The following is a 25,877-nucleotide window of genomic DNA, read 5'->3' on the forward strand; positions in this document are numbered from 1 at the left end:
ATGGAAGATTTTAAACAAAAATTTGATATCGTCAACCTAACCATAAAAACGATAGGTTCATGGATTATTAGCTTACGTCCAGTGCAGGTTACTATTGGTTCTTTAGTATTATCGTTAGATAGAGCATGTCATGATATAGGGGATTTGACAAATAGCGAGTCGCAAGAACTAGGTCTGGCGTTCAAAGCTATAAAAGAAGTTTATGCCAAAACTTTTTCGCCGGACAAAGTCAACTATTTGTTACTTATGATGGTAGATAAACAGGTTCATTTTCATGTTATACCGCGGTATGAAAGGGAGGTGACATTTAAAGATCAACATTTTCGAGATGAACACTGGCCAAAACCGGCAAATGTACTGTCGACGTCGAACTTCGGCGATCAACTCTTAATGGAGTTAAAGGAGTATATGAAGGAGGCTTATGTATAAACAAAAAATTGTAGGTGTTTTTCGTGCATTCATTAAAATTTGTGAAGAGCATGATCTACAATACTTCTGTCATGGAGGTACAGCTATTGGCGTCGTGCGTCACCAAGGATTGATCCCTTGGGACGATGATATTGATGTACTGATGCCCAGACCGGATTATGAGAAGTTTCTATCGTTGTTTCCGCAACTCGAGCAGAAGGAGTACGAGTTAATCATACCAGGTCGCCCCCCCTCATACTACTTGCCGTTCGCCAAAATGTGCGACAAAAATACAACGTTGTTGGAATTTAAACATGTTCCTTGTGTACTCGGTGCTTTTGTAGACATATTCCCCTTGGATGGGGCATCCAATGAAAGGGAGAAACGTGCTGCAGATTGGTTGCTTTTTAGACGTATCGCTAATAAATTGATGATTTTGCCCAAGTCCGCCAAAGCAAACTTTGCTTGGTTATTTAAACGCTTGTCTAAATTTCAGTTGCGAACGGCTATAAATGAAATTTCCTGTGCTTTTGGCAAAAAGAGGAAGTATAAAAAAGTCAACGAGCAGCTCCACTATATCATGACCCGTCACGAATATAGCAAAGCAGAATATGTAGGAAGCTATGGAAGCCAGTTTGGTATTAAAGCTTTTTGGCCTAAATCGTGGTTTGATGGTGTTGTAATGATGTCTTTTGAAGGAATTGAGGTTCGTTTACCAGTAGGATATGATCAATTATTAACACAGGTGTACGGCGACTATATGCAGTTGCCGCCTAAAAATCAGAGAGGGTCGCATCATAATGTAGCATATCTCAATTTGGAAGAACGAAAGAGTGTAGAGGAAGTTTACCAAGAACTGAATAAGAAAAAAAGGTTGAATAGTCTATTATGAAAAAGATACCGGTTGTTTTTTGCTTTGATGATAATTTGCTCATACCTGCCGGGGTAAGTATAACTTCGTTATTGGAAAATGCCGATTCTAATACGTTCTATGATATTTTTATTCTACACGATGATCAGGCTATCTATCCTGCATCAGGATTTTTAGAACGTCTTTATGAGCGATACAAGAACACAAAAATTACCTACAGAAGTGTGGGCAATCAATTTCGTGATGCTTTTGAAATCAGAGGAATTACAATACCTGCTTATTATCGGCTATTGATTCCTGATCTTATTCCAGAATACGATAAGATCATGTACCATGACGTGGATGTTATTTTTAGACATGATCTCTCTGATATATACGAAAAAACAGATATGTCAGATTACTATATGGCCGGAGTTCTGTCTCCGGGACTTTTCAATAAAAAGGTGACCGAACGGCGGGTTGGTCTCGGGCTTGATCCAAGAAACTATATTCTCTCGGGTAATTTGATACTTAATTCAGCTTTACTTAGAGAGGATAAAGTAGTTTTTAGATTTAAAGAAGAAGCAAAAAATAACCATGTGCATCAAGATATGGATGTTATAAATTTAGTTTGTAAAGGAAAGGTTAAAATATTGTCTCCTATATTTTGCGGAACAATTGAGCTGTTCAAACTCGCTATACATAAAACTAAGCAATCAGTATATAATTTAGAAGAATTACATGATATGCAACAACAAGGTATAATACATTATAATGGACCTAAGCCTTGGAAGAGTTGGTGTCCTAATTTTGATATCTGGTGGGAATATCATAGAAAATCGATTTATTATGATTCGAAATTCTATTTTAACTTTTTCTATGATAAGCTGGAAGAATATGACCGATTATCACTTTGGCAACGTGTGAAACTACTCGTCCGTTATTTTAAAACTCGTGGTATAAAAAAATAGAAATGAATAAATTAGTTTCTATTATCGTACCCGTTTACAATGTAGAAAAACATGTGGAGAAATGCGTCCGCTCATTATTGGAACAGACATATCCATATATAGAATATATAATTGTGGATGATGCGTCGCCTGACGACAGTATGCATATTATTAGAAATCTTGCCGTAGCGTTTCCGGCAAGAAAAGATCAATTGAAATATATAGGTCACGAGAAAAATAAAGGCTTACCGGCAGCGAGAAACTCCGGGCTTGCTATAGCAAAAGGCCATTATATATTCCATTGTGACAGTGATGATTGGTTGGACCCGATGATGATTGCCGATATGGTGACAGAATTGGAAACAAATGAGGCAGATATTGTATACACAGATTTCTTTCTCTCTTTTAATCGAAATGAACGTTACATGAAGCAACCAGAATGTAACGGTTCTGATGCTTGTATACGAAGTATGTTAAGTGGAAGTATGAAGTTTAATGTTTGGAATAAGCTTGTAAAAAGGCATTTGTACATGGATAATAATATTTTCTTTCCGTCAGAGCATTGTATGGGAGAGGATATGACAATGATAAAACTTTTTTGTCACACACAAAAGATTGCTTATATACCACGTGCATATTACCATTATACACAAACAAATCCGAATGCTTTCACCAAACAAATGTCCCAAAAACAACTGGATGATGTGCGTTTTAATACTGACAACCTTGTCGCTTATTTAAAGACTTGTTTTGGGAATCAAGAATATTGGCAAGAAGTGAATTTCTTTAAACTAAATATCAAACTCCGTCTTTTGATCTCAATGGACAATAACTCGTATGTTTTGTGGCGAGATTGGTTCCCTGAAGCAAATGATTATATCTCCATAAACCCGGATTTTTCTTTTCGTATCAAACTTATTCAATATGCCGCGTATTATAGACAGGATTGGTTTGTGAAATTGTATAATTTTTTGATAGTCAGATTTGTATATGGAGTTATCTATCGATAGTAGGCCACGTTATGAAGATAGGACTGTCTCGGGTATTAATGCTTGGGTATCTTATTTTTTTCTGATGATAATTGTAAGTTGTTATTTCTTTCCTTTTGAATTTACATTTCTTCCCAAAGGATTGAATACCAAGATTATATTAGCCGGATTAGGCGTTCCGATTTTAGCATTTAACAGTATTTATCAACGTGGAATTTGGTTATCTGTAGAATTGATTCCGGCCATTTTGTTGGCATTGGTATTTAGTCTTATTGGGTATATCTCAGTTGATGTCAACAAGACGAATGATTACACATATGCAAATTACTTGATTTCTTTTGCGACATGGCTTCTCGGGGCTTATACGGTGTGTTCTATTTTGAGAAAGGTACATGGTTATCTTAATTTTGATCTTTTAATAAATTATCTAATAGCTGTTTCTATAGTACAGTGTTCTTTGGCGTTGGCTATCGACAATATCGTATCGTTAAAAAATTTTATTGATACCTATATTTCTCAAGATACCGTAGCAGATGTGGAATTTTTGAATAAAGTAGACCGGTTGTATGGAATCGGAGCAGCTTTGGATGTGGCAGGAACTCGTTTTTCAATAGTACTTATTGGTTTGGTGACTGTTCTACATAGGTCTAAAGAGAAATACGAGAGCATATCAATTATTGCTTTATATTGGATTGCGTTCGTAGCAATAGCCGTAATAGGCAATATGATTTCACGAACAACCACGGTTGGTGTACTCTTTGCTCTGCTGTATTTATTGTTAAGTTTTGATGTGTTAAATCAGGAGGTTTCGTTTAAGAATGTCAAATCTTGGGCTACAATACTGGGAGTTACTTTCATTCTTGTCGTTGTAGCAATGTATTTTTATAGAACAGATGAAAATATACGAGGGTTACTGCGCTTTGGTTTCGAAGGATTCTTTAACTGGGTGGAAAAAGGAAAATGGACCACTAGTTCGACAGAGCGGTTGAACACCGTAATGTGGATATGGCCTGACGTTCATGATTATAGAACTTGGTTGATAGGCAAAGCTACTTTCGATAATTGGTATGTCGTCGGAACGGATATCGGGTATTGTCGGTTCATTTTTTATTCAGGTTTACTAGGATTAATCACGTTCTCTTTATTTTTTGTTTACAATGCTTGGATGGGCATTAGAAAATTTCCATGCCATAAACTTTTCTTTATATTGTTATTGGCGCTAGGCTTTATTATTTGGTTAAAAGTATCGACCGACCTTTTTTTGATATATTCCCTCTTTTATTTTTTGGATAAAGATGAAGGGAGTGTGGTATGAAGATAGTCTACTGCATACTAGGCACGTTTAACTCCGGCGGTATGGAGCGGGTATTAGCAAACAAGGCAAATTATCTGGTTGCGCAAGGTTACGAAGTTTCTATTATTACCACTGATCAACAACAACGAAAACCTTATTTTTCACTGAATACTGCTATTTCGTTGTACGATTTGGGTATTGACTATACCGAAAGCAACGACCAAGGTGTATGGAAGAAAATAATCTCCTATTCCATAAAACAAAGACTGCATAAAAAGCGATTGACCGAGCTGTTAAAAGATTTGAAAGCAGATGTCGTGGTGTCGATGTTCGACCATGACGTTTCACTTCTTCATCGTATTCAAGATGGGAGTAAGAAAGTGCTGGAAATTCATTTTTCTCGTTTTAAGCGTTTGCAATACAGTCGGAAGGGTATATGGAGAGTTGTAGATTTTATGCATAGTAGGCAAGATCTACGGTTAGCAAAACAATATGATCGCTTCGTAGTATTGACTGAAGAAGACCGAGGCTACTGGGGTGACCTCCCCAACATAACGGTTATTCCTAATGCAAACAGCTTTGTGCCTCGCTGCCAAGTAGATGTAACAATGAAACGTGCTATCGCCGTCGGACGCTATGATTATCAGAAAGGTTTCGATGAGCTCATTACAATATGGAGGGAAGTATATAAAAAGCAGCCCGACTGGAAACTGGATATTTTCGGACATGGGCCAATGGAAGATCAACTTTTGTCACAGATTCGTCAGCTCGGACTAGAAAATGTGGTGCGCTTATGTCCGCCTGTGAAGGATATCGAAAAGGAATATTGTCAAAGCGGTTTTTTAGTGATGACCTCCCGATATGAAGGCCTGCCGATGACATTATTGGAGGCGCAGGCTTGCGGCCTTCCCATGGTGGCTTATGCTTGTAAATGCGGTCCGAGCGATCTTATTCAGAATGATCGTAATGGTTTTTTGGTGGAAGAAGGCGATCGTGAGACGATGGTGATACGAATTACAGAGCTGATCGAAAGCGAGAACTTGCGAACTGAAATGGGATTGAATGCAAAGAAAATGTCAGAAAAATTTTCGCAAGAGAAAGTAATGCAGCAATGGTTGGAGTTGTTTAATCTCTTGGCTATATGAAGACGATAGTGGTTTCCGCGGTAAACATTGTAGAGGCTGGTCCATTGACTATATTAAGGGACTGTCTCTCTGCTCTGTCACGGTGGGTAGCCGATCGAAGAGAGGAATATAGAGTAATTGCTATAGTCTATAAAAAAGAACTGGCAGATTTTCCATATCTCGAATATATAGAAACACAGTGGCCTAAAAAGCGGTGGATAAATAGATTATGGTATGAATATGTTTCGTTGAAACAGATATCCAAAACCATTGGTCCGGTTTACCTTTGGTTCTCCCTACATGACACGACGCCGAATGTAATCGCAGAACACAGAGCCGTGTATTGCCACAATGCTTTGTTTAGTTATCGCTGGAAGTTGCAGGACTTGTTTTTTGCACCCAAAATGGCTGCGTTAGCGATGTTGACGAAATTTATATATCGACCGAATATATATAGGAACCAATACCTAGTTGTGCAACAAGAATGGTTTAGGAAGGCCATGAGCAAGATGTTTGACATCCCGCAGAATAAAATAATTGTTGCGCCACCGACGCTGTCAAATTTTGGAGAGGCACAATCGACCAAGGCGGTATCGGGAAAGACAACATCATTTATTTATGCCGCTTCTCCGAATAAGCACAAAAATTTTGAGATCATTTGTAAGGCGGTGGATATATTGAATAATCAACACAACCTGAACGACTTTAAGGTCTATGTTACTCTTCTGGGAAATGAAAATAGATATGCTAAATGGTTACATAAAAATTGGGGTAGACTGGCATCTCTCCAATTCGTTGGATTTTTATCAAAGGAACGGTTACAAGGCTATTACGAGGAATGTGATTGTCTTATTTTCCCATCGAAAGCGGAATCATGGGGTTTACCCATTTCGGAATTTGCGGTATACAATAAGTATATGCTACTCGCTGATATGCCTTATACCCATGAAACGGCAGGAGATAGTCAGCATACTGCTTTTTTTGATCCAGATAAACCGGAGGCATTGGCAAAATTGATGATGCGGCTTATCAAGGGAGAAGAGCAAGCGTTCAAGCCTGTGCCGGTTGCGGTTATGGCGGAACCGATAGCAAATGATTGGTCCGACCTGTTTTGTAAGCTTTTAGATACCGTAAATATTTAGGAAGATGAACATACTACAGTTAGGAAAATTTTATCCCATTCGGGGCGGTGTAGAAAAGGTAATGTACGACCTCACGCTGGGTTTGTCGGAACGGAGGGTACGTTGTGACATGCTCTGTGCGTCGACGGAGAATTATCCGGCGGAAACGATCGAGTTGAACGACTTTGGAAGTGTTATGGTGATGCATACACAAATCAAACTTGCTGCAACCATGTTGGCCCCGGCTATGATCTTTACACTTCGCCGGATTGCCAAGTATTACGATATCATCCATATCCATCATCCTGATCCGATGGCATCCTTGGCGTTATTCCTTTCAGGATACAAGGGAAAAGTGGTGCTGCATTGGCACTCGGATATACTGAAACAAAAGGCGTTATTGAAACTCTATACACCTTTACAAAACTGGCTTATCAAAAGAGCAGACAGCATTGTTGGTACGACACCAGTGTATGTAGCCGAATCACCGTTTCTCCAAAAGGTTCAGCATAAGGTGGACTATATCCCCATAGGAGTGTTGCCGATAGTGGCGTCGTCGGAAAAGGTTGTCGCGATTCGAGAGCGGTATAAAGGTAAGCACTTGATTTTTTCGTTGGGCCGTTTAGTGGACTATAAAGGGTATGAATATTTAATTCGGGCAGCTAGCTGCCTAGATGGTGGTTTCCATATCGTTATTGGTGGGAAAGGACCTTTACAAGAATCATTAAGCGCATTGATCGCGGAGTTGGAGGTGGAAGATCGGGTGACCTTGTTGGGCTTTTTGCCGGATGAGGAAGTACCAACGTATTATGCCGCTGCGGATATATTTTGTTTGAGTTCCGTTTGGAAAACGGAGGCCTTTGCCATTGTGCAGATTGAAGCGATGTCCTGTGGGACACCTATCGTATCAACGCATATTCCCGGTTCGGGCGTAAGCTGGGTGAATCAGGGTGGTGTGTCTGGTTTGGTGGTGGAAAGAGAGAATCCGGAAGCATTGGCGGAGGCGTTTAAAAAAATAGCAGCTGATCCGGTGTTGAAAAAGCAATTGTCGGAAGGAAGCCGAAAGCGTTATGAAACCTATTTTACGCGTGATAAGATGGTGAAGAAGAGTTTGGAAGTGTATAATGAAGTTTGTGTATGAAAGCGCCGGTACGCCAGACAAAAACACTTCCGAACGCCTGGTATTTTGAGCAAGTGATCAACACCTTAGCGCAGGGTAAAAACGTGAAAATACCGGTGAGAGGGGATAGTATGCGGCCTTTTTTGGTGGATGGAGATGTTGTAGAGCTTCATGCGCTGATCGGCAAAATGCCAAAACGAGGGAGTATAGTATTAGCATATTATAATGAGAGATATGTATTGCATCGCGTGGTACGCCGAAAAGAATGTAGGATTTGGATGACAGGCGACGGAAATATAGGACAGATAGAACAGGTGACGGAGGCCGATGTCCGCGCGATCGTATATAAGGCCTTCCGTGGCAATCGTAGCTGGATGTGTGATACCGCTGTGCGGCGTTGGATCGGCATTATCTGGTTTGGATTAAGGCCATGGCGAAGGGTTTGGAACAAGATTTTAAAAGTTATATACATATGATATATCCATGATTGCAAAACACAAATACGAAAAAAAATAATCTGGATATTCCATATGGCCATTGAAAAACAAATTATATACATATGAAATTACGGACAGATTTAATTCTTAGACGTTTAGGCCGTGAATATATAATCGTAGAGCCTGGACAGGATATGGTGGATATGTCGAAGGTATTTACATTTAATGATACGGCTGTTTTGATATGGGAGCGTTTACAAGGTCGGGAATTTACCTTGGAAACGGTGGTAGGCGTCCTATTGGAAAACTACGACGTGAAAGAAGATATAGCCAGACGGGACGCGTTTGCGCTGCTACAGACTTTTAAAGAACACGGTTTACTTACGGAATAGCGATGATATTACAGGGTAGAGTGGGCAAAGCCTTTTTCAGTTTGTTGCGTGCCGGTCTATGGAAACAAGGGGTCGATATGCTGGGATGTTTTCCTTTATCGGAAGAGGAATGGCAGGCCTTGTACCGTATCGCACGTCAACAAACGGTAGAGGGTATCGTGTTTGACGGCATACAAAGCTTGGAACCGACGCTTTTACCCCCAAGGAAATTATTGCTGCTATGGCTCGTAAGGGTTGAAAAGCTGGAACAAAGGAATCGTCGAATGAACACTGTATTGGCAGAACAGGCGTTGTTCTTTGACAGTTGTGGCATCAAACCCGTGCTGTTAAAAGGGCAGGGGATAGCAGCTGGATATGCGGAACCGTTGCGTCGGGTATGTGGAGACATTGACTGGTATTTTTCGAACAAGGAAGACTACCATGAGGCCAACAGGCAGATCAAAGCAAAGGGAATAGGATGGAACAAAATGGCAGGAAAGAGTATTTGGTATAGGTGGAGAAATGTAGAGATAGAACACCATCGGAACATTTTTGATATTCACAACCCATTCGTAAGAGGTTACCTGAAAGAATTTGAACAGGAGGAACAGCCGCGACAGCTTGAACTGGTGGTACAGGAGCAATCGATTATATTGCCCTCGCCGACCGCACAGTTGCTACAGGTAAATGCACATATATTGAAGCACCTTCTTTCATTCGGGATAGGCCTGCGGCAACTCTGTGATGCGGCTCGTTTATACAGCGCTTACCATACACAGATTGATGCAGATCGACTTTTGGCGGTCTATGCCAAAATTGGAATCTTGAAATGGATTTCCGTATTGCATTGCTTATTGGTTGATTACTTGGGCATGCTGCCGGATGATCTGCCTTTCCGAAGGGATGCCGGACAGGATGCCGATTGGATGATGGAAGAAATTTGGGCGGTAGGTAATTTTGGTTTCCATGACGGACGGTATACGGATATACAAAACGGCGGGAAAAGAGTGGATAAAAAGAAGAGACTTTGGAATAACTTTTTAACGTATCTACCGTATGCACCGATGGAGGCGGTCAGCTTTCCTTTTACACATTTATTTTCAAGAATATCTGGATAGATGATAGACACTGGATTGACATATCAATTAAAATGGACATGGAAATTGACAAAAGGCCATCGTGTATCGCTACTGTCGTATTTTGTCTTGGAATGTATAGCGATCGTCTTGTCGCTGGTGTTTGTGCTGTGGTCAAAACGAGCGATTGATATTGCGGTAGAAGATACCCGTGATGCCTTGCAATATGCCCTCGTGATCAGTATCGTTGCGATAACGGCAGGACTGTTGTTGAGAACCTATGCTGGTTGGATAAATGAGCGTACGCGGATGAGGTTATTGCAGCAGCTTCAAAACAGTGTTATTGCGGCGCAGATGTTGTCCACGTGGGAATACGTCAAACGTTGGCATACAGGCGATATTCAGGTACGTATCCATAACGATTGTCGGGAGATTGTGCAGATGATCGGACTAACGGCACTTTCCAGCTTGCTTACGTTTATCCGCCTACTGGCCTCTTTTGGTTTTTTGTGGATGATGGATCCGATGCTGGCGTTGTTGATTATCGCTGTTACCCCACTTTTCTTGTTTTCCAAGTTATATTTTAAACGACTTCGGCGGATGAACCGCGAACTGAAAACGGCTGAAAGCAATCTGGGAAATATTGTGCAGGAAAATCTACGTCTTCGTATGGTGATCCGGGCACTGGGCCTGCAAGAAAATCGATGGAATAAGGTCGTTGGAAGCCAGGAGACGATCTTCTATTTGAAAAATAAACTGCTGAATTTTTCGACGGCCTCGCGCGGGATTATGAAATTGACCGTCAATATCGGCTTTTTGCTGACTTTCGTCTGGGGGATATACCGTTTGCACAACGGAGAGATATCATTCGGCACCATGACAGCTTTCCTGCAACTTGTAGGCAGGATTCAATCACCTATGTTATCGCTATTGGGATTTGTGCCTGCATTTATTCCTTTCCGTACCGCATTGGAACGTGTACAGGCGACCTTATCAGTTACGCAGGAAAAGTTATTGGAGGCGGAGCATATTGAATTTCCGCAAGCTATCCAGTTCGAGCAGGTTTATTTTCGTTACGAAGATGCACCGGTGATTGAACGTATTAACGCCGAATTACAGAAAGGAAAACCGACAGCGATTGTCGGTTCGAGTGGGAAAGGAAAGACAACCCTCGTCCGTTTAGTACTGGGTTTAATCCAACCGAATGCAGGCGATATATGGATACAAACAGGAGGGGAGCGCAGACGCCTCTCCGGTAAGCATCGGGGCAATATCGCCTATGTTCCTCAAGGGGACAAGTTATTCAGCGGAACAATCCGCGAAAATTTAATACCGGATGGTAAACTGACTAGGGAAAGTAGATTGGATGAAGCACTTTATCTGGCTTGTGCAGAATTTATTTATGACCTGCCGCAGGGTATAGATACCGTTATCGGTGAGTCTGGATATGGCCTGTCGGAAGGTCAGGCACAGCGAATTGCGATTGCACGTGCCTGTATGCGCGACTGCCCAATTTGGCTTTTTGACGAAATAACATCGGCCTTGGATACGGATACGGCTATGCTGCTCATGCAGCGATTGATTGCCGCGGGGAAAGACAAGATAGTTGTATTTGTGACGCATGATTTAAAATTGGCAGAGGCCTGTGATCAAACCATTTACATATAATAGGAATTGCCGCTATGAAAGAGGAAATACGAGATACATATAGGAGCATGCAAAACAGCACAACCTGCTTTCGAATAGCGGAACATGTAGTCGCTTTGACGCATCCTCCAGAGATTGCCTTATCCGATTGGCTTCCTTCTTTTAAGGATTTTGTGATAGACTGTTCTCAAGATTTACCTACTGTTAAGGTTGCGTTTGTCTATGGAAAGGCTTCGGAAGTGGAGGACAGTAGGTTATTGAGTGATGCTTCTCCGATATGGATAGATCGTTTTTGGCTGGAGGAATCAGCTGATGCTTACTGCTGCACGATAAAAAGCGAGGACGGCTGTTGTTCCTGGGAGATGTTGAGCAGCAAAGATTTTCGATACGCCAGAATCTTTGCTTCCGGGCGGCATCCGGAGGAATCGTCTATCCTAAACTGGATGTTGATGGTGACTTATGGACAAGCCGTACTATCTTTCAGTACGATTCTGCTACACGCTTCCGTAATAGAGCAGGACGGGCAGGGATACGCTTTTTTGGGAAAGAGTGGCACAGGGAAGAGTACGCATAGTCGCTTATGGTTGACTCATATTCCAAACGCTGCGCTATTGAATGACGATAATCCCGCCATTAGGATGGAACAAGATGGAACAGTCATGATATATGGCACACCGTGGAGTGGGAAAACGCCCTGCTATAAGAATCAGGGGGTTCCCTTGAAAGGGCTGGTGAGACTAAAGCAAGGACCGGTAAATGAATGGAAAAGTGTACGTGGGGCAGAAGCCCTCATGACGATCTTACCGAGTTGTACCGCCATCCGTTGGAATCGGCAGCTGTATAATGGCATGGTCAATCACTTGGAAAAGGTTGTGGCAAACGTACGCATAGGGCAGCTGACCTGTTTGCCGGATCGTGCGGCAGCACAATTATGCTATCAGAAATTAACACATCATAAAAATAAATAGAAAAATGAACAAAGTTACTTTATTAACATGGCTATTAGGCTTAGTACTGTTAAATGGTTGCATCGTACCTAAAAAAGTGGTATATGTACAAGATATGGTGCCGGATACGGCCTATCTTGCTATGGAAATACCATTGTTAAGGTTGCAAAAGAACGATCGTATCCAGATTGTAGTGAGCGCCGGTGCACCAGAACTTGCAGCACCGTTCAATGGCGGTGTGGGCAATTATAGGGTAGGAGACGATGGCAACGTATCGACGGTAGTAGATCGTTCCAGTTCGACATCGGGCTATACCATCGACCAAGATGGAAATATTGATTTTCCTATTCTTGGCAAAATGCGTATAGAAGGATTGACGTTGGAAGACGTGCGGGAAAAGGTGCGCAGTGCGTTGATCGCCAAAGAATATATCAATAACCCAACCGTGAAAGTGGATCTGTTAAATTTAAAAGTAACGGTTATGGGAGCCGTTACACGTCAGACAGTACTCGATGTGCCCGAAGCACGGATCACATTATTAGAAGCCGTTACACAAGCAGGGGGATTGTCTAATATTGCTAACCCCCAGGCAATTGTTGTGATTCGGGAACAAGACGGCGTACGGAAGAAAATTGTACACGACATAGAGGCAGCATCTATTTTTGACTCACCCGCCTATTACCTACAACAGAATGATATCGTATATGTAGAACCCAAAATGGCAGAGGCTACGCCGCGTGATCAACGTAACAGGCAATTTTGGACTATGGCTGTGGGGGTAACGGGGTTGGTGCTGTCAACATTGATTTTATTAAAATAAATAAAAAGAAAAATGCGTATTAATCAATATAATAGTGGTATAGCCGCCGACGGAAAAAAAGAGCAATCGATCAATGTGCTTGATATCATTAAATACCTGTTTTTTCAATGGAAATGGTTCACTTTATCCATTCTGTTGTTTGGTGCATTTTATTATTATCAGTACAGTAAATCTCCTTTTATTTACCGTAGCATAGAAACGGTGATGATCAAGACGCCAATCAATACGCCGGTCACGGCACGTCTTACGCGGACAAACGCCGTTACTGCAGTGAGTGTGAAAAGTGAGATTTTACAACTTCGTTCTAAGGAATTGATGCAGAATACGATAGAGCGTATAGGTGCGGAAACGAACTATTTGCAACGTGTTGGGCTGCGTTACAATGAGTTATACAAAGCCAGTCCAGTGAACGTTATGCTCGCCGGAAAATCGGAGAATATCGGATATGACATCCTGGTAACGCCATTGGATGCCGATCATGTACGGGTACGAAAAAAGAACAGCGAAACTGAAGACGAAGAAGTCAAAGTTCCCCTCCATAAAGAGACGAAAACATCGTTCGGTTTGCTAACGATAAAACCGACACCATTCTACAATGAAACTTCATATGGTAGAAGTATTCGCGTGGTCAAGCGACCGATATCTGCGGTGGTAAGTTACTTCCTGTCAAATCTGAACATCAGTCAAATGGATGATGATGCTTCATTGCTACAGATAGCACTTGAGGATACGAATCCGCAACGTGCGGCGGCATTGATTACGGAATTGATAGCCGTATACAACGAAATCGCCTTGCAGGATAAGAATCAGATAGCGGTGAATACAGAGGAGTTTATACGCGATCGTTTAGCAATTATAGAGAGTGAGTTGGGTTCGGTTGAGTCGGATATTGAACGCTTGCGGACGGCTAATCAGGGCGTGGATGTGCAAACAGCAGGACAGATGTATTTGTCGGACACCCGTCAGTTCCAATCAGAGCGAACCAAGATAGAAACGGATATCAACTTAGCGAACATGATGCGCGAATATCTCACAGCCAGTGGAGGGCAATATGAGTTGATGCCGAATAATACCGGACTGGTTGATGGAAGCGTGGAAAGCCAAATTGGGGAATATAACGCTATGTTATTGCGCCGAAACCGTTTGGTTGAAGGAAGTAGTACGGCGAATCCGGTCGTAGCAGATTTAGATAGAAATCTGGCATCTATGCGGGACAATATTTATGAAGCGGTGAACAACACCTTGAGGGGGCTGGACATCAAGATGAACAACGTGTTGAAGGAGGAACAATCTGCTAGAGGCAAAGTAATGCAGGTACCTAGAAAGCAACGCATGATGCTTTCGGTAGAACGACAGCAGAAAGTCAAGGAAGAATTGTATCTATATTTGCTTAATAAGAGGGAAGAAAACGCCATCAATCAAGCTATGACGGATGAAAGTATTCGGATTGTTGATGCTGCGACCCGCTCAACGGCATCTATTTACCCTAGTAAATTCCGCAAAGTAGGCACGGGGGTGGCTATTGGGGTAGTCCTTCCCGCAGTAATTTTATTGTTGACACTGATGTTGGATACGAAAGTCCGTAGCCGCCGGGATATTGAAGAAGCTGTGTCTGTACCATTTTTGGGAGAGATACCACTATCTGATCGGAAAACAAATAGTAAAACGAATATCTTAGTGTCAGAAACCGGGCGGGATCCGCTTACAGAGACCTTTCGGATTTTGCGGACGAATATCAACTTTATGTCGCGGGATGGCAAAGAGGTACAGGTGATCACATTGACCTCTTTCGGTATCGGTGTGGGGAAAACGTTTACGTCTTTGAATCTTGCAACGACCTTGTCTTATCTGGGGAAAAAGGTTGCGGTAGTAGATTTAGACTTGCGCAAAGGATCATTGACAAGTAGAGTAGGACTTGATGGCAAAAAGGGTGTAAGTCACTATTTGGCTAATCCTACCATACAGATAAAAGATATCCAACATATTAGTAATGAAATTCCTAACCTGTATTTCTTCCCAATTGGTGCTATAGCCCCAAATCCAGTGGAATTGTTACTGAACAGAAGATTAGATGATCTGATTCAGATCTTGCGAGACCAATATGATTATATTATTGTTGATGGTGTGCCGATTGGAATCGTTGCTGATGCAGCGGTCGTAGATCGTATTTCGGATTTGACTTTGTTTATGATACGCGTGGGCAAAATGGATCGTCGTCAGTTACCGGATATCGAGCGGATATATAGAGAGAAAAAGATCAATAACGTTGCTGTTGTATTAAATGGGCTAAAGCTAGGTAGCTCGCGTTATGGCTACGGCACATACGGCTATGGGGGATATGGTTACGGTTATGGCTACGGTCTGCAGGAAAAGAAAGGATTGGCGAGGTTGTTTAAAAGATAGTAAAATGTTCCTGGTTTAAAAAGAGTCGTTACCGTGACAAAAGGTAACGACTCTTTTTGTTGGTCTACTGTCAGCAAATCATCGACAATCGCTTGCAATTTATGGAGGATTAACGGGAAACGGTTTCTGGGCGCGGACGATTCCGTGATGGTTGTTATTATATCAAAGACAATGGTAGTTAGTTTAATGGCAATCGTCTTTTTTCCAAAGTGTAACGACATTGGGCTAACTACATCCAAAGATGGAGTTTGTTCGGTCGCTTTGAAGCCGTATCGGTATGGAATGGAGACAGACACGTATGGAAGTGTTTTGAAGAGGTGTTTCGTAGATATAAAGGCGTCTGTCGACGAAAGGATGCAACGTAACATGCTTTTAAAGAAAGGTGAATTTAACTTGAACGCGTTGTTGTTTAAGATAAAGACGCATGGAGTTGACTTGTTGTTGTTTGAGTTTATTTGTTCTCCGTTTGAATTTGGAACGAAGCCGATCGACTTTACGACTTTTCCGTTATACTTTAGGCTGTCTGCACATGGATTGTCGTCACAAACGAACTAATTCACTAAATATGAGGGTAACATACAAGATTTTCGGGATTTCGTCGGTGGAATTCGGTTTGTCTTTAGAAAAAAGTCGTGTGAATGCTTAAAAAAATCTGTTGAAGCTGTTAATAATCGCTTTGAATTTGTCGCAAAGGCGTATGAGTTTGATGCCATGTTACGTAGCATTAGCTAGTAAATAAACGCACCCTCCAAGAGCTTTTGTACCGCTTGGAGGGGTTAGCGTTTTACCTCTTTCTTTGAGTTTTTTATGACGAATGCTTAAAACGAAAAGCCAGTAGATAATTTATAAAAAGAATCTTTCGCTTGTAATCCGTTTTTAACTTCCGGCCCGGCAGATAACCGGACGAAGCTGCCAAACTTGCCTGCATTGAATTGGACGTAAGGTCCTGCCCATTGGAAATAATCTAATTTACCGCCGATATCATCTTTTGTCCTTTTTAGATGCTCGAAGTGTGCACCAAAAGAGAACGCATCACTGACTTTGTAGCCAGCGCTTGCCCAATAGTGCAAATAGGCTAGGGTAGAGCCATCCTCTGGCGCTTTGTCTCGAAGAGGAGCATAGTAACCAGCGTATATTTCGGCTTCGAATTGTGGAATGTCTACGTTGAAAAAGAGATTAGGTACGATTCCGTCTCCAGCAATTCCACCTAGCTGGCCATCAGCTGCGCCTTTAGATAATAAGTTCCCGAAAGTGAAACCAAGATTTGGGTTCAAGGTGATCCCCTCGGCTAACTGTAAGTTTACACCACCGCCGAATTCTGTCCAGTTGCCCCACGCACCGGCGGTACCTGCCCCCCAGAAAATACCGTAGACTGATGCGCTGACTTTATCGGAAAGCTTGTATTCCATGGCTACACTAGGTGCAACACCGAAAAACTGATCCGAAGTAACCCCGAAAGAAAAAGTTGTTTCGTTTTCTTGCGCATTTGTAAAAGATACGCTGGCTGTTAGGGCTAAAACTGTAGTTAGTTTGATGATTTGTTTAATTTTTTTCATAAAAAATGGGTTGTTTTGTTTTTATAAGTGTAATTATGTTCACAAAACTATGTAAATATTTTAAAATTACAATAGTTTTGTAATAAAAAATGTAAAACAACCTGTATTTTATGTATTAATTGTTTTGTTTTTGGTTTATTTTTTCAAAAATTATATCTGATTCAAATCCTTTTGATTGTAAATAGGTGTATAATTTTGTTTTTTCATTAAATGTTATGGTTGATTTTAATGATTTTGTTCTCTTTTCTATTATTTCATCTATTTTTTTGTCGTATTCATCCATATCTATGCTTTTTAGTGCAAGTCGGATGAGCGGTTCAGATACTTTTTTTAATTTCAAGTGTTGTTTTATTTTAATTTTCCCCCAGCCTTTCATACGGAATCTACCCAAAGTGTATGCTTTTGCAAATCGTTCTTCGTTGAGAAAATTTTCTTCGATAAGCTGGGCGATAATATTTTCTACGGTTTCATGATTAAGTCCCCATTCATATAATTTGTTTCGTACTTCTTGCTGGGCTCTTTCTTGATAAGCACAGTAACTTTCCGCTTTTCTTTTTGCTTCCAGAGGAGTTGACACCTTTCTTGGTTTCTTAGATTCTTCCATAACACAAACCTAAATAAAATGCCTATTATTCATGAATACCTCGTAAAACAAAATACGATGCGTAATTCATTTTTAGTTGTTGAAAATATTGATGAAATTTGTTCTTTGCGATTTATCATGTACACACTTGCATCCATTCTTATCCCTATTCATAGTAAACAGCACCTGATTCGTGATACGGAACTGCCAATCTATGATTTGGCCTACGACAGCCGTAAAATAAGAAATGCCGAACATAGTCTTTTTTTCGCTTTGAAGAATGTTCGTGACGGACATACTTTTATTCGGGATGCTTATCAGAAAGGAGTCCGTGCTTTTGTTGTGTCGCGTGAAGATATTGATGTTGTGTCGTATCCTGAAGCTAGCTTTTTTTGGGTAGATGATGTGTTGGCTGCTTTACAAAAATTAGCAAGTTATCATCGCGAGAAATTTAATAAGCCGGTTATCGGGATTACAGGCAGTAATGGTAAAACGATTGTAAAAGAATGGCTTACACAGCTATTACAAGAAGACAAGAAAGTTTATCAAAGCCCTAAAAGTTATAATTCGCAATTGGGCGTAGCCTTATCGTTATGGGATCTTTCGGATGACTATGATTGTGCCATTATTGAAGCGGGGATTAGCTTGCCGGATGAAATGGACCAGCTGGAAGCGATGATACGTCCGGATATCGGTATTATGACCAATATTGGGGTCGCGCATGCGGATGGGTTCACGAGCAAAGCGTTGAAAATAACGGAAAAGATAAAGCTTTTTAAGCATGCCAAAGACGTTATTTTCCCTTCACGCTACGGATTTGAGGTGTACCTACCTGCGGGAAGCCGCACGTTTACGTTTGGAGAGTCTGATCGGGATGATGTGAAAATAGGACGCATAGAAGAAAGACGGGATGGCAGCTCGTCTATACAGGTAAGCTATAGGCAGGAAATAGCAACCTTTACAGTTCCTTTTATAGATAAGGCTTCCATCGAAAATGTACTAATTTGTTTAACCACGCTGTTGTTTTTAGGTTATTCTTTAGATGCGATTGTGCATAAGCTAGGCAGACTACGTCCGTTGGAGATGCGCTTGCAACTAAAAACGGGGCGAAATAATTGCTCCATTATCGACGATACGTATTCAAATGATTTGGCGTCTTTACAAATCGCTTTAGATTTTTTGCACCAGCAGCAGCAACATAAGAAGAAGACACTTATTCTGTCTGATATGGAAGGGCTGAATGAAAAGCTACAAATGAAGCTTATTTCTATCTTGAGGCAGCAAAATCTTACCCGAATAATTGTAGTGGGCAAAACCTTGAAATACTTACAAGATAAATTGCAGATACCACTTTTATTTTTTGCTTCCACGGAGGAGTTGGTTCGAAATCTGCGTGAGATCTCGTTAGAGAATGAATCTATTCTCCTAAAAGGAAGCAGGCGGTATCATTTGGAGGACGTCAGCAAGCTATTGGTTGCTAAATCGCATGAAACAGTCTTGGAGATCAATCTTAGCGCGTTGGAACACAATCTAAAGGTTTATCGGTCGATATTGCCCTCGAATGTCAAGCTGATGGTTATGGTCAAGGCTTTTTCGTATGGGAGCGGAAGTTATGAGGTGGCAAACCTCTTACAATTTAATAAAGTAGATTACTTGACCGTTGCATTTGCGGATGAAGGTGTTGAACTACGACAACATGGCATAGACTTACCAATTATGGTATTGAGTCCAGATGAGCAAGTGTTTGAAAGTCTGCTAACTTCCAGCCTAGAACCGGAAATATACAGCTTTCGGATTTTAAAAGCTTTAATCAGTTTTCTACGTATGCGCAAGGAGAAAGCTTTTCCTATCCATATCAAAATTGATACGGGCATGCATCGTTTGGGCTTCTTGCCTGATGAAATGGAAGAATTGGTAACGTTGTTGGCTGCTGCACCAGAAGTAAAAGTGAAAACCATATTTTCACACTTGGTCGCAGCGGGTAATGAACAACACGCTGATTTTACCAAACAGCAGATTGCTTTATTTTCAGCAAGTGTGGATAGATTGGAAGCGAGGTTGGGGTATAAAGTAGTCCGCCATATTGCAAATACCGCTGGTATTGTTAATTGGCCTTCTGCTTATATGGATATGGTGCGTTTGGGAATAGGGCTCTACGGGGTCGATATGGATGAAAAAATGGTGTTGGAAAAAGTCAGTGAATTAAAAACCACCATCACGCAAATTAAAGAATTGCCGGCGGGAGAGACCGTTGGATATGATAGAAAGGGAGTGCTGCACAGACCAAGCCGTATTGCCACCGTAAAAATAGGATACGCCGACGGTTACAGTAGACGTTTCGGTGGCGGTGTGGGCGAAATGTCTATTAATGGACAAAAGGTACGGACAGTAGGTTCGATTTGTATGGATATGTGTATGCTTGATGTTACGGATATGGTGGCACATGAATTGGATGAGGTGGTTGTGTTTCCCGACTTGATGGAGGCGTCCAGACGTATTGATACGATACCTTATGAGCTATTGGTAAATATTTCAGCTAGGGTAAAAAGGGTGTATTTTTACGGCTAGATTAGGATTAATAAACAAAATAATGAAGAAAGTTTCACAAAAAATATTATACTATTTAATCAAAGGCACATTGGTGGTTCTACCCGTTGCAGGCGCGATCTTTTTGATTGTGTGGGTGGTTGCATCGTTAGATAATGCTTTAAATCTGACAACTCATTTTTTGGAGGATGAGCAAGGATATCCGCTTTATATTCCCGGTATAGGAATTCTGACAGTGCTTATTATGCTTATTTTGGTGGGCGTGATTTTTACCACCTTCGTTACAGAACCAATACGTGCTTGGCTGAAACGTACTATCGATAAAATTCCGTTGTTTAATACACTTTATTCTTCCATAAAAGACTTTACAGAAGCTTTTGTGGGAGATGCCAAGAAGTTCAATGAGCCAGTATTGGTATTGGTCAACGAAACGGGGCTGAAAAAAATCGGTTTTCTGACACAGCGTGACCTACAGAAAATCGGGCTGCCAGATGAAGTAATCGTCTATTTTCCATATTCCTATTCGGTTGCTGGACAAGTTGTTGTTGTAAAAGCATCAAATGTACAGCGTTTAGAAATGAGTGCTACCGATGCCATGAAATTAGTAGTTTCTGGAGGTGTAAGTGGAATCGATTAGCAATTATTTTGTTTTTTTTCGTAAATACTTATAAAGTTCCACTTGCGAACGGTGCGGCGATTTGTTATTCTGTACGTAGGTATTATCGAGTTTATTATTTAAGATCCGAGCCTTTACATTATCTTTTAACTGTATCTCCAGCATCTCTATAAGTTCTTGTTTAATTTTCTTATTGGTGATTTGTACTGCAGCTTCTACACGAAAGTCTAAGTTCCTTGGCATCCAGTCGGCAGAAGAAATATAAACCTGTTCTTTGCCTCCCGCATAAAAATATATTACGCGGGCATGTTCCAGATATTCATCGACAATGCTGATGGCATGGATGGGTGTCGTAAATTTCTTTTGATTAACAGCACAATAAATCCCACGGACGATCATTTCAATTTTAACGCCTTCCGCAGCAGCCTCATATATTTTTTTAATAAGCTGCTTGTCGCTTAAAGAATTTATTTTGATGATAATGCGGCTTTTATTTCCGGCACGAGCCTCCGCGATCTCTTTGTCGATAAGTGCAAGAAATGTGGTTCGCATATTGGTAGGACATACAAGTAGATTCTTACAAGATTTGAAACCTTGGGATAAATCTCCCTTATATTTCTTCAGTCCGGTGAAAATGCGGTTTATATCTGCCATCACTGTTCTATTGCTGGTCATCAAGCAGTAATCGCCATAGTTCTTCGCTGTTTTTTCATTGAAATTTCCCGTACTTACAAAGCCATATTGGACAGTTTTGGTGTTTAACCTTTTTTTGATAATACAAAGTTTAGCATGAACTTTTTTATCTGGAATTCCCAAAAGTACTTTTATGCCTTCCATTTCAAATCGTTCTTTCCAAATAATATTGTGTTCCTCATCGAAACGTGCGCGAAGCTCGAGCATTACGGTTACGTCCTTGCCATTTCTCGCAGCGTTGATAAGTGCATTGGCTACTTTGGAGTTTTCTGCCATACGATAGATCGTAATGTGTATAGAACGTACATCGGGATCCATAGCTGCTTCGCGTAGCAGATCAATGATGGGGTGAAAAGTGTGATAAGGAAAAGAGAGCAGCACATCCTTTTTGACAACGACATCACTGATACGCTGCCTTCCGGCGAAGTCAGGATGGATAAACGAACTACGCTCTTTTGTGGGCTTTTCCGATTTAAAAATCTTCGGAAAATCCATGAAATGTTTGAAATTATGGATTTTCTGCCCCGGAATAATACTATCTTTTTTGGATAGATTCAGCTTTTTGATTAGAAAAGCTACAAGCGAAGAATCCATATCCTTGTCAAAGATAAAGCGGGTAGGTTTTCCTTTTCGACGGTTTTTAATCCCCTTTTCAATTTTTTCTACCAGTGTCGTATTGATGTCGTTATCGAGATCAAATTCCGCATCTCTGGTAATTTTGAAAGCATGTGCCTTAAAGGAATCAAATCCGAAATAGGAAAAAATATAAGGTATATTATATTTGATGACATCTTCTAGCAATATGACGTGTTTCTCTCCTTTCGGTGAAGGCAATAGCAAGAAACGACCATTGCGCCGTGTTGGGTTTTCAATAACGGCATAACGTGTTTCGTATTCCCAATCTTTTTTACGCATGGCGATGCCCAAGTACAAACTTTTGTCCCGTAGATAGGGCATAGCACGTGCCTCATCCAGCATCAAAGGAATAACGTTTGATTCTACTTCTTCTTCATAGTAAAACTTCACAAATTCTTGTTGTTCCTCGTTCAGCTCTTCATTGGTTTTTATAAAAATTTTTTCCTTCGCCATTTCAGCTTGTACTTTCAGCCAAATGTGATCGAACTGCTGTTGCTGTTGGATGACGAGTTCATTTAATTGGTCTAAGATAATTTGCGGTTTTTCAAAGAAAATTTCTTTTGCGTCTTTCTCATTAAATGCCAATGCCCTTTTTAATCCCGCCACTCTTACTCTAAAAAATTCATCCAAATTGTTGGAGAAAATACCCAAAAACTTAATACGTTCGGAAAGAGGTACACTTTCATCAGCAGCTTCCTGCAATACCCGATCATTAAAACTCAACCAACTGATATCGCGGGGAATAAACCTATTTATCATCTTCTTTTTCTTAGCCACTATTTGAATGCTTTAAATATACTTCCCTAATGTGTCTTAAATATAATGAAAATATTAAATCGATTATTCATACTTTTTTTTCCGCAAAAAAAGTACGCAAAAAAACTCGCCACTTTAAAATTTTGAATAGAGGGATAATGCAACTATAATATTTCTACATGTTTCAAAATTTTATATGTGGCATTAAGAGGTTAAAAATGGGACAATGCAAATGCACAATCTCCCCCTTAACATTCAATGTCGCATCCGGATTTTTGACAACTGTAGAAATCTATTCTTAGCACTTCCCTCCCTGGCAAACATCCGCAGCGACGAGGTTTTTGTTTCTTTTTCACGGGGAAAAAGAAAATAAAAAATTTTATTAAAAATAATTACTTGAATATCAGTATGATAAATATGTGTATATTATACAATAAGCTGAAAATCAGTTTTTTAATTTGTTTTGCTTGTGTAGCTTTGCACCGTGAAATTTGTTACCAAACTGAACAACTACATATTATGGCATTTAAAACATTAGGTCAATTTATTATTGAAAAGCAAGCTGATTTTCCTTATGCAAAAGGTGAACTTTCCCGATTGTTGCGGGACATCGGTATCGCAGCGAAGATTATTAATAGGGAGGTTAACAAAGCTGGGCTAGTGGATATTTTAGGCGAAAATGGTCATCACAACGTGCAGGGCGAAGCACAGAAAAAACTGGATGTATATGCCGATGAACAGTTTATTGAGGCATTGACTCGCGGTGGAGAATGCTGTTATATCGCTTCTGAAGAACATGAAGAATGTATCGAGGTATCGTTAAAAAACTTAACAAATAAAGGCAAGTACATGGTGTGTATGGATCCATTAGATGGGTCTGCAAACATTGATTTGAATGTCTCTGTTGGATCTATCTTTTCGATTTATCGAAGAAAGGTACTTGATGCACCGGTGTCTGAAGAGGAAATACTGCAATATGGTTATGATCAAGTTGCTGCGGGATACGTGATTTATGGTTCTTCTACGATGTTGGTTTATACAACAGGAAAAGGGGTAAATGGCTTTACATTGGATCCATCTATTGGAGAGTTCTGTTTATCGCATCCGGACATGCAGGTTCCTGTAGATGGAAATTCTTATTCGGTGAATGAAGGGAATTACTTGAAATTTCCGCAATATATCAAAGATTATATCAAATATTGCCAGGCAGAGGATAGTGCAACGTCAAGACCTTACACTTCCCGTTATATAGGATCGATGGTCGCTGATATTCACCGTACGCTGATTATGGGAGGTGTGTTTTTATATCCCGAGACTTCCAGTTACCCCCATGGTAAACTACGGCTGCTTTACGAATGTAACCCCATGGCTTTTATTATAGAGCAAGCGGGAGGAAAAGCTGTCTCCGGTAAAGAAAGAGTATTGGGTATTAAACCAACGCATTTACATCAACGGACCCCGATTGTTATCGGAAGTAAAAATATGGTAGATAAGGTGCTCAGTTTTGTGGAGAAAACTCAGGATAGTGTGGGAGCCTGAGGCAAGGTAGTTACTTTTTGCGGATGACGATCTGCATATTGCAAGACAATATGTTGCATATAAAAATTGCTAATGCATTTGTCGGTGTAAGAAACGACGTCTTCCACCTGGGACCATTGTTGGATAAACTCTATGAATCCAAAAGCGTAGAGTTTATCCTCTTTAAAATAAACATAACTGTTTTCCGTTTCGTTCCGTCCCTGATCGATAAGAAGAAAGGAACGTTTTCGGCTGTCTAGTTGTTGAAATACGCCAGCGATCGTTTGATTGTGCTCCTCTCGTGAAGGGAGCGATCCCGCTATTTTTCGATCCTCGCGTGTCTCCGTAGACGGGGAGTAAAATGTGCATAATGTCGGAGCCAAGTTAAATTCTTCCAGCAGATTGGCCAGGAATAAATTTGCTTCTTGTGCGGTTTCAAAATAGCGGATACTGTTTGTATGGGCGGTTGCTTTGCTTACCGCTAGTCTAACATAACCTCTTATATCTTCATAATGGATAAGCACAAATTTTGGTTCGTAGCGTTTCAATGCCCGGTTATGAATAGGCCAGTGCTTTTTAATTAGTTGACATTCCATAAGAAGTGCCATGAGTTCGGTGCCTGATTCTTCAAAATCTATCGTCGCAATATCGTTTATAAATTGCTGTCTTCGTAGACTCGTATTAATGCCCCCGAAGTGACTTAGTACACGTTTTCGTATGTTTATAGCTTTTCCGACATAAATGATCTTTCCTTTTTTATTGCGGAAAATATATATCCCCGTCGTTTCCGGCAATCTTTGGAATTGTGCGAGGGAAAGATGGGTTGGTAAGCGGTGTTCGATGTTCTTTTGCAAGCTCTCCTGCAAATATTGATTTTCATCGTGCGCAAGTAATTGAGAAAAAAGTTCGACAGTAGCTTCCGCATCCCCCATGGCCCGATGTCGTGCAGCAATGTGGATGCCACGCACTTTGCAGATATCTCCCAAGCTGTAGGAACGGTGGCCAGGAAATATTTTTCTGGAAAGCCGCACGGTACACAGTTTCGACGCTTGCCACTCATAGCCTGCTTGCCGTAATTCTTTTATAAGAAATGAATAGTCGAAATTTACATTATGGGCAACAAAAACTCTGCCTTGTAAAAGATGGTATATATCTTCTGCAATTTCGTCGAAAATAGGGGCGCCTTCCACCATATCGGGTGTGATACCGGTCAGCGTCTGGATTGCAAACGGAATCGGAGATTGCGGATTTACAAGGCTTTGATACCGTTCGATAACTTTCTTCCCGTTGTGTATCAAAATAGCTACCTCCGTAATACGACTCCCTCCAGCGTGACTCCCCGTGGTTTCAATATCGACTATAGCAAAGTGTTTTTGTTTATTCACGCTGCAATATTACTAATTTAGTTAGTAATA

General features: G+C 40.8%; 23 protein-coding genes. 18 read left to right on the forward strand and 5 right to left on the reverse strand.

The genetic code is table 11. The features are described from left to right. From H8B06_RS05290 to H8B06_RS05360, 15 genes are all read left to right on the forward strand, one after another. Positions 1-429, forward strand: a complete 429-nt coding sequence (locus tag H8B06_RS05290) for an HIT family protein (protein WP_190993259.1) — start codon at positions 1-3, stop codon at positions 427-429. After that, positions 422-1,300 carry a LicD family protein gene (locus H8B06_RS05295; protein WP_190993260.1) on the forward strand — a complete coding sequence of 293 codons (879 nt, stop codon included), beginning with the start codon at positions 422-424 and terminating at the stop codon, positions 1,298-1,300. Before H8B06_RS05290 ends, H8B06_RS05295 begins: the two co-directional genes overlap by 8 nt. After that, a complete protein-coding gene (locus H8B06_RS05300; protein ID WP_190993261.1) occupies positions 1,297-2,229 on the forward strand; it encodes a glycosyltransferase family 8 protein in 933 nt (310 codons plus the stop codon). The genes H8B06_RS05295 and H8B06_RS05300 overlap by 4 nt, the downstream gene beginning before the upstream one ends. 2 nt (positions 2,230-2,231) lie before the next feature. Continuing rightward, positions 2,232-3,218: a glycosyltransferase family 2 protein gene (locus tag H8B06_RS05305; protein WP_190993262.1), complete on the forward strand. Its 987-nt coding sequence runs from the start codon at positions 2,232-2,234 to the stop codon at positions 3,216-3,218. Beyond that, a complete protein-coding gene (locus H8B06_RS05310; RefSeq protein ID WP_190993263.1) occupies positions 3,199-4,512 on the forward strand; it encodes a hypothetical protein in 1,314 nt (437 codons plus the stop codon). The genes H8B06_RS05305 and H8B06_RS05310 overlap by 20 nt, the downstream gene beginning before the upstream one ends. Then, positions 4,509-5,636 carry a glycosyltransferase family 4 protein gene (locus H8B06_RS05315; protein ID WP_190993264.1) on the forward strand — a complete coding sequence of 376 codons (1,128 nt, stop codon included), beginning with the start codon at positions 4,509-4,511 and terminating at the stop codon, positions 5,634-5,636. Before H8B06_RS05310 ends, H8B06_RS05315 begins: the two co-directional genes overlap by 4 nt. Beyond that, positions 5,633-6,757, forward strand: coding sequence for a glycosyltransferase (locus H8B06_RS05320; RefSeq protein WP_190993265.1), 1,125 nt, complete (start codon positions 5,633-5,635; stop codon positions 6,755-6,757). The genes H8B06_RS05315 and H8B06_RS05320 overlap by 4 nt, the downstream gene beginning before the upstream one ends. A 4-nt stretch (positions 6,758-6,761) precedes the next feature. Continuing rightward, positions 6,762-7,877: a glycosyltransferase gene (locus H8B06_RS05325; RefSeq protein WP_190993266.1), complete on the forward strand. Its 1,116-nt coding sequence runs from the start codon at positions 6,762-6,764 to the stop codon at positions 7,875-7,877. Further along, the gene (locus H8B06_RS05330) at positions 7,874-8,332 is read left to right on the forward strand and encodes a S24/S26 family peptidase (protein ID WP_190993267.1); all 459 of its coding nucleotides are present in this window, start codon (positions 7,874-7,876) and stop codon (positions 8,330-8,332) included. Before H8B06_RS05325 ends, H8B06_RS05330 begins: the two co-directional genes overlap by 4 nt. An 83-nt stretch (positions 8,333-8,415) precedes the next feature. Beyond that, positions 8,416-8,685, forward strand: coding sequence for a PqqD family protein (locus tag H8B06_RS05335; protein WP_190993268.1), 270 nt, complete (start codon positions 8,416-8,418; stop codon positions 8,683-8,685). Between the two features lie 2 nt (positions 8,686-8,687). Beyond that, positions 8,688-9,782 (forward strand): nucleotidyltransferase domain-containing protein, encoded by a 1,095-nt coding sequence (locus H8B06_RS05340; RefSeq protein WP_190993269.1) that lies wholly within the window; start codon positions 8,688-8,690, stop codon positions 9,780-9,782. After that, positions 9,783-11,408, forward strand: coding sequence for an ABC transporter ATP-binding protein (locus H8B06_RS05345; protein ID WP_223857491.1), 1,626 nt, complete (start codon positions 9,783-9,785; stop codon positions 11,406-11,408). Between the two features lie 47 nt (positions 11,409-11,455). After that, positions 11,456-12,355 (forward strand): hypothetical protein, encoded by a 900-nt coding sequence (locus tag H8B06_RS05350; protein WP_190993270.1) that lies wholly within the window; start codon positions 11,456-11,458, stop codon positions 12,353-12,355. 4 nt (positions 12,356-12,359) lie between these two features. Continuing rightward, a complete protein-coding gene (locus tag H8B06_RS05355) occupies positions 12,360-13,154 on the forward strand; it encodes a polysaccharide biosynthesis/export family protein (protein ID WP_223857492.1) in 795 nt (264 codons plus the stop codon). Positions 13,155-13,166: 12 nt separating this feature from the next. After that, entirely contained in the window at positions 13,167-15,557 is a 2,391-nt protein-coding gene (locus tag H8B06_RS05360; protein ID WP_190993271.1) for a GumC family protein, read from the forward strand. Here the strand turns inward: H8B06_RS05360 and H8B06_RS05365 are convergent. The 3 genes from H8B06_RS05365 to H8B06_RS05375 form a co-directional block, all read right to left on the reverse strand. Further along, entirely contained in the window at positions 15,509-15,925 is a 417-nt protein-coding gene (locus tag H8B06_RS05365) for a hypothetical protein (protein ID WP_190993272.1), read from the reverse strand. The genes H8B06_RS05360 and H8B06_RS05365 overlap by 49 nt on opposite strands. Positions 15,926-16,375: 450 nt before the next feature. Beyond that, positions 16,376-17,113: a DUF6733 family protein gene (locus H8B06_RS05370; RefSeq protein ID WP_190993273.1), complete on the reverse strand. Its 738-nt coding sequence runs from the start codon at positions 17,111-17,113 to the stop codon at positions 16,376-16,378. Positions 17,114-17,228: 115 nt separating this feature from the next. Further along, on the reverse strand, positions 17,229-17,717 hold the full coding sequence (locus H8B06_RS05375; protein ID WP_190993274.1) for a regulatory protein RecX: 489 nt from the start codon (positions 17,715-17,717) through the stop codon (positions 17,229-17,231). A 57-nt stretch (positions 17,718-17,774) separates the two neighbouring features. Between H8B06_RS05375 and H8B06_RS05380 the strand changes: the two genes are divergently transcribed. Together H8B06_RS05380 and H8B06_RS05385 are read left to right on the forward strand one after the other, a co-directional pair. Beyond that, positions 17,775-20,264, forward strand: a complete 2,490-nt coding sequence (locus tag H8B06_RS05380) for a bifunctional UDP-N-acetylmuramoyl-tripeptide:D-alanyl-D-alanine ligase/alanine racemase (protein WP_223857493.1) — start codon at positions 17,775-17,777, stop codon at positions 20,262-20,264. A gap of 22 nt (positions 20,265-20,286) precedes the next feature. Continuing rightward, complete coding sequence (locus H8B06_RS05385) at positions 20,287-20,880, forward strand: DUF502 domain-containing protein (protein WP_190993275.1); 594 nt, start codon at positions 20,287-20,289, stop codon at positions 20,878-20,880. A gap of 3 nt (positions 20,881-20,883) precedes the next feature. On the opposite strand, the gene ppk1 is transcribed toward H8B06_RS05385, so the two are convergent. Further along, positions 20,884-22,947, reverse strand: coding sequence for a polyphosphate kinase 1 (gene ppk1 / locus H8B06_RS05390; RefSeq protein ID WP_223857494.1), 2,064 nt, complete (start codon positions 22,945-22,947; stop codon positions 20,884-20,886). 513 nt (positions 22,948-23,460) lie between these two features. Between ppk1 and fbp the strand changes: the two genes are divergently transcribed. Then, complete coding sequence (gene fbp / locus H8B06_RS05395) at positions 23,461-24,483, forward strand: class 1 fructose-bisphosphatase (RefSeq protein ID WP_190993380.1); 1,023 nt, start codon at positions 23,461-23,463, stop codon at positions 24,481-24,483. Here fbp and H8B06_RS20900 read toward each other — a convergent pair. Beyond that, a complete protein-coding gene (locus H8B06_RS20900) occupies positions 24,462-25,847 on the reverse strand; it encodes an exonuclease domain-containing protein (RefSeq protein ID WP_190993276.1) in 1,386 nt (461 codons plus the stop codon). The genes fbp and H8B06_RS20900 overlap by 22 nt on opposite strands. Positions 25,848-25,877: the final 30 nt, after the last annotated feature.

The sequence above is a fragment of the Sphingobacterium micropteri genome, from assembly GCF_014692515.1.
Classification (GTDB): domain Bacteria; phylum Bacteroidota; class Bacteroidia; order Sphingobacteriales; family Sphingobacteriaceae; genus Sphingobacterium; species Sphingobacterium micropteri.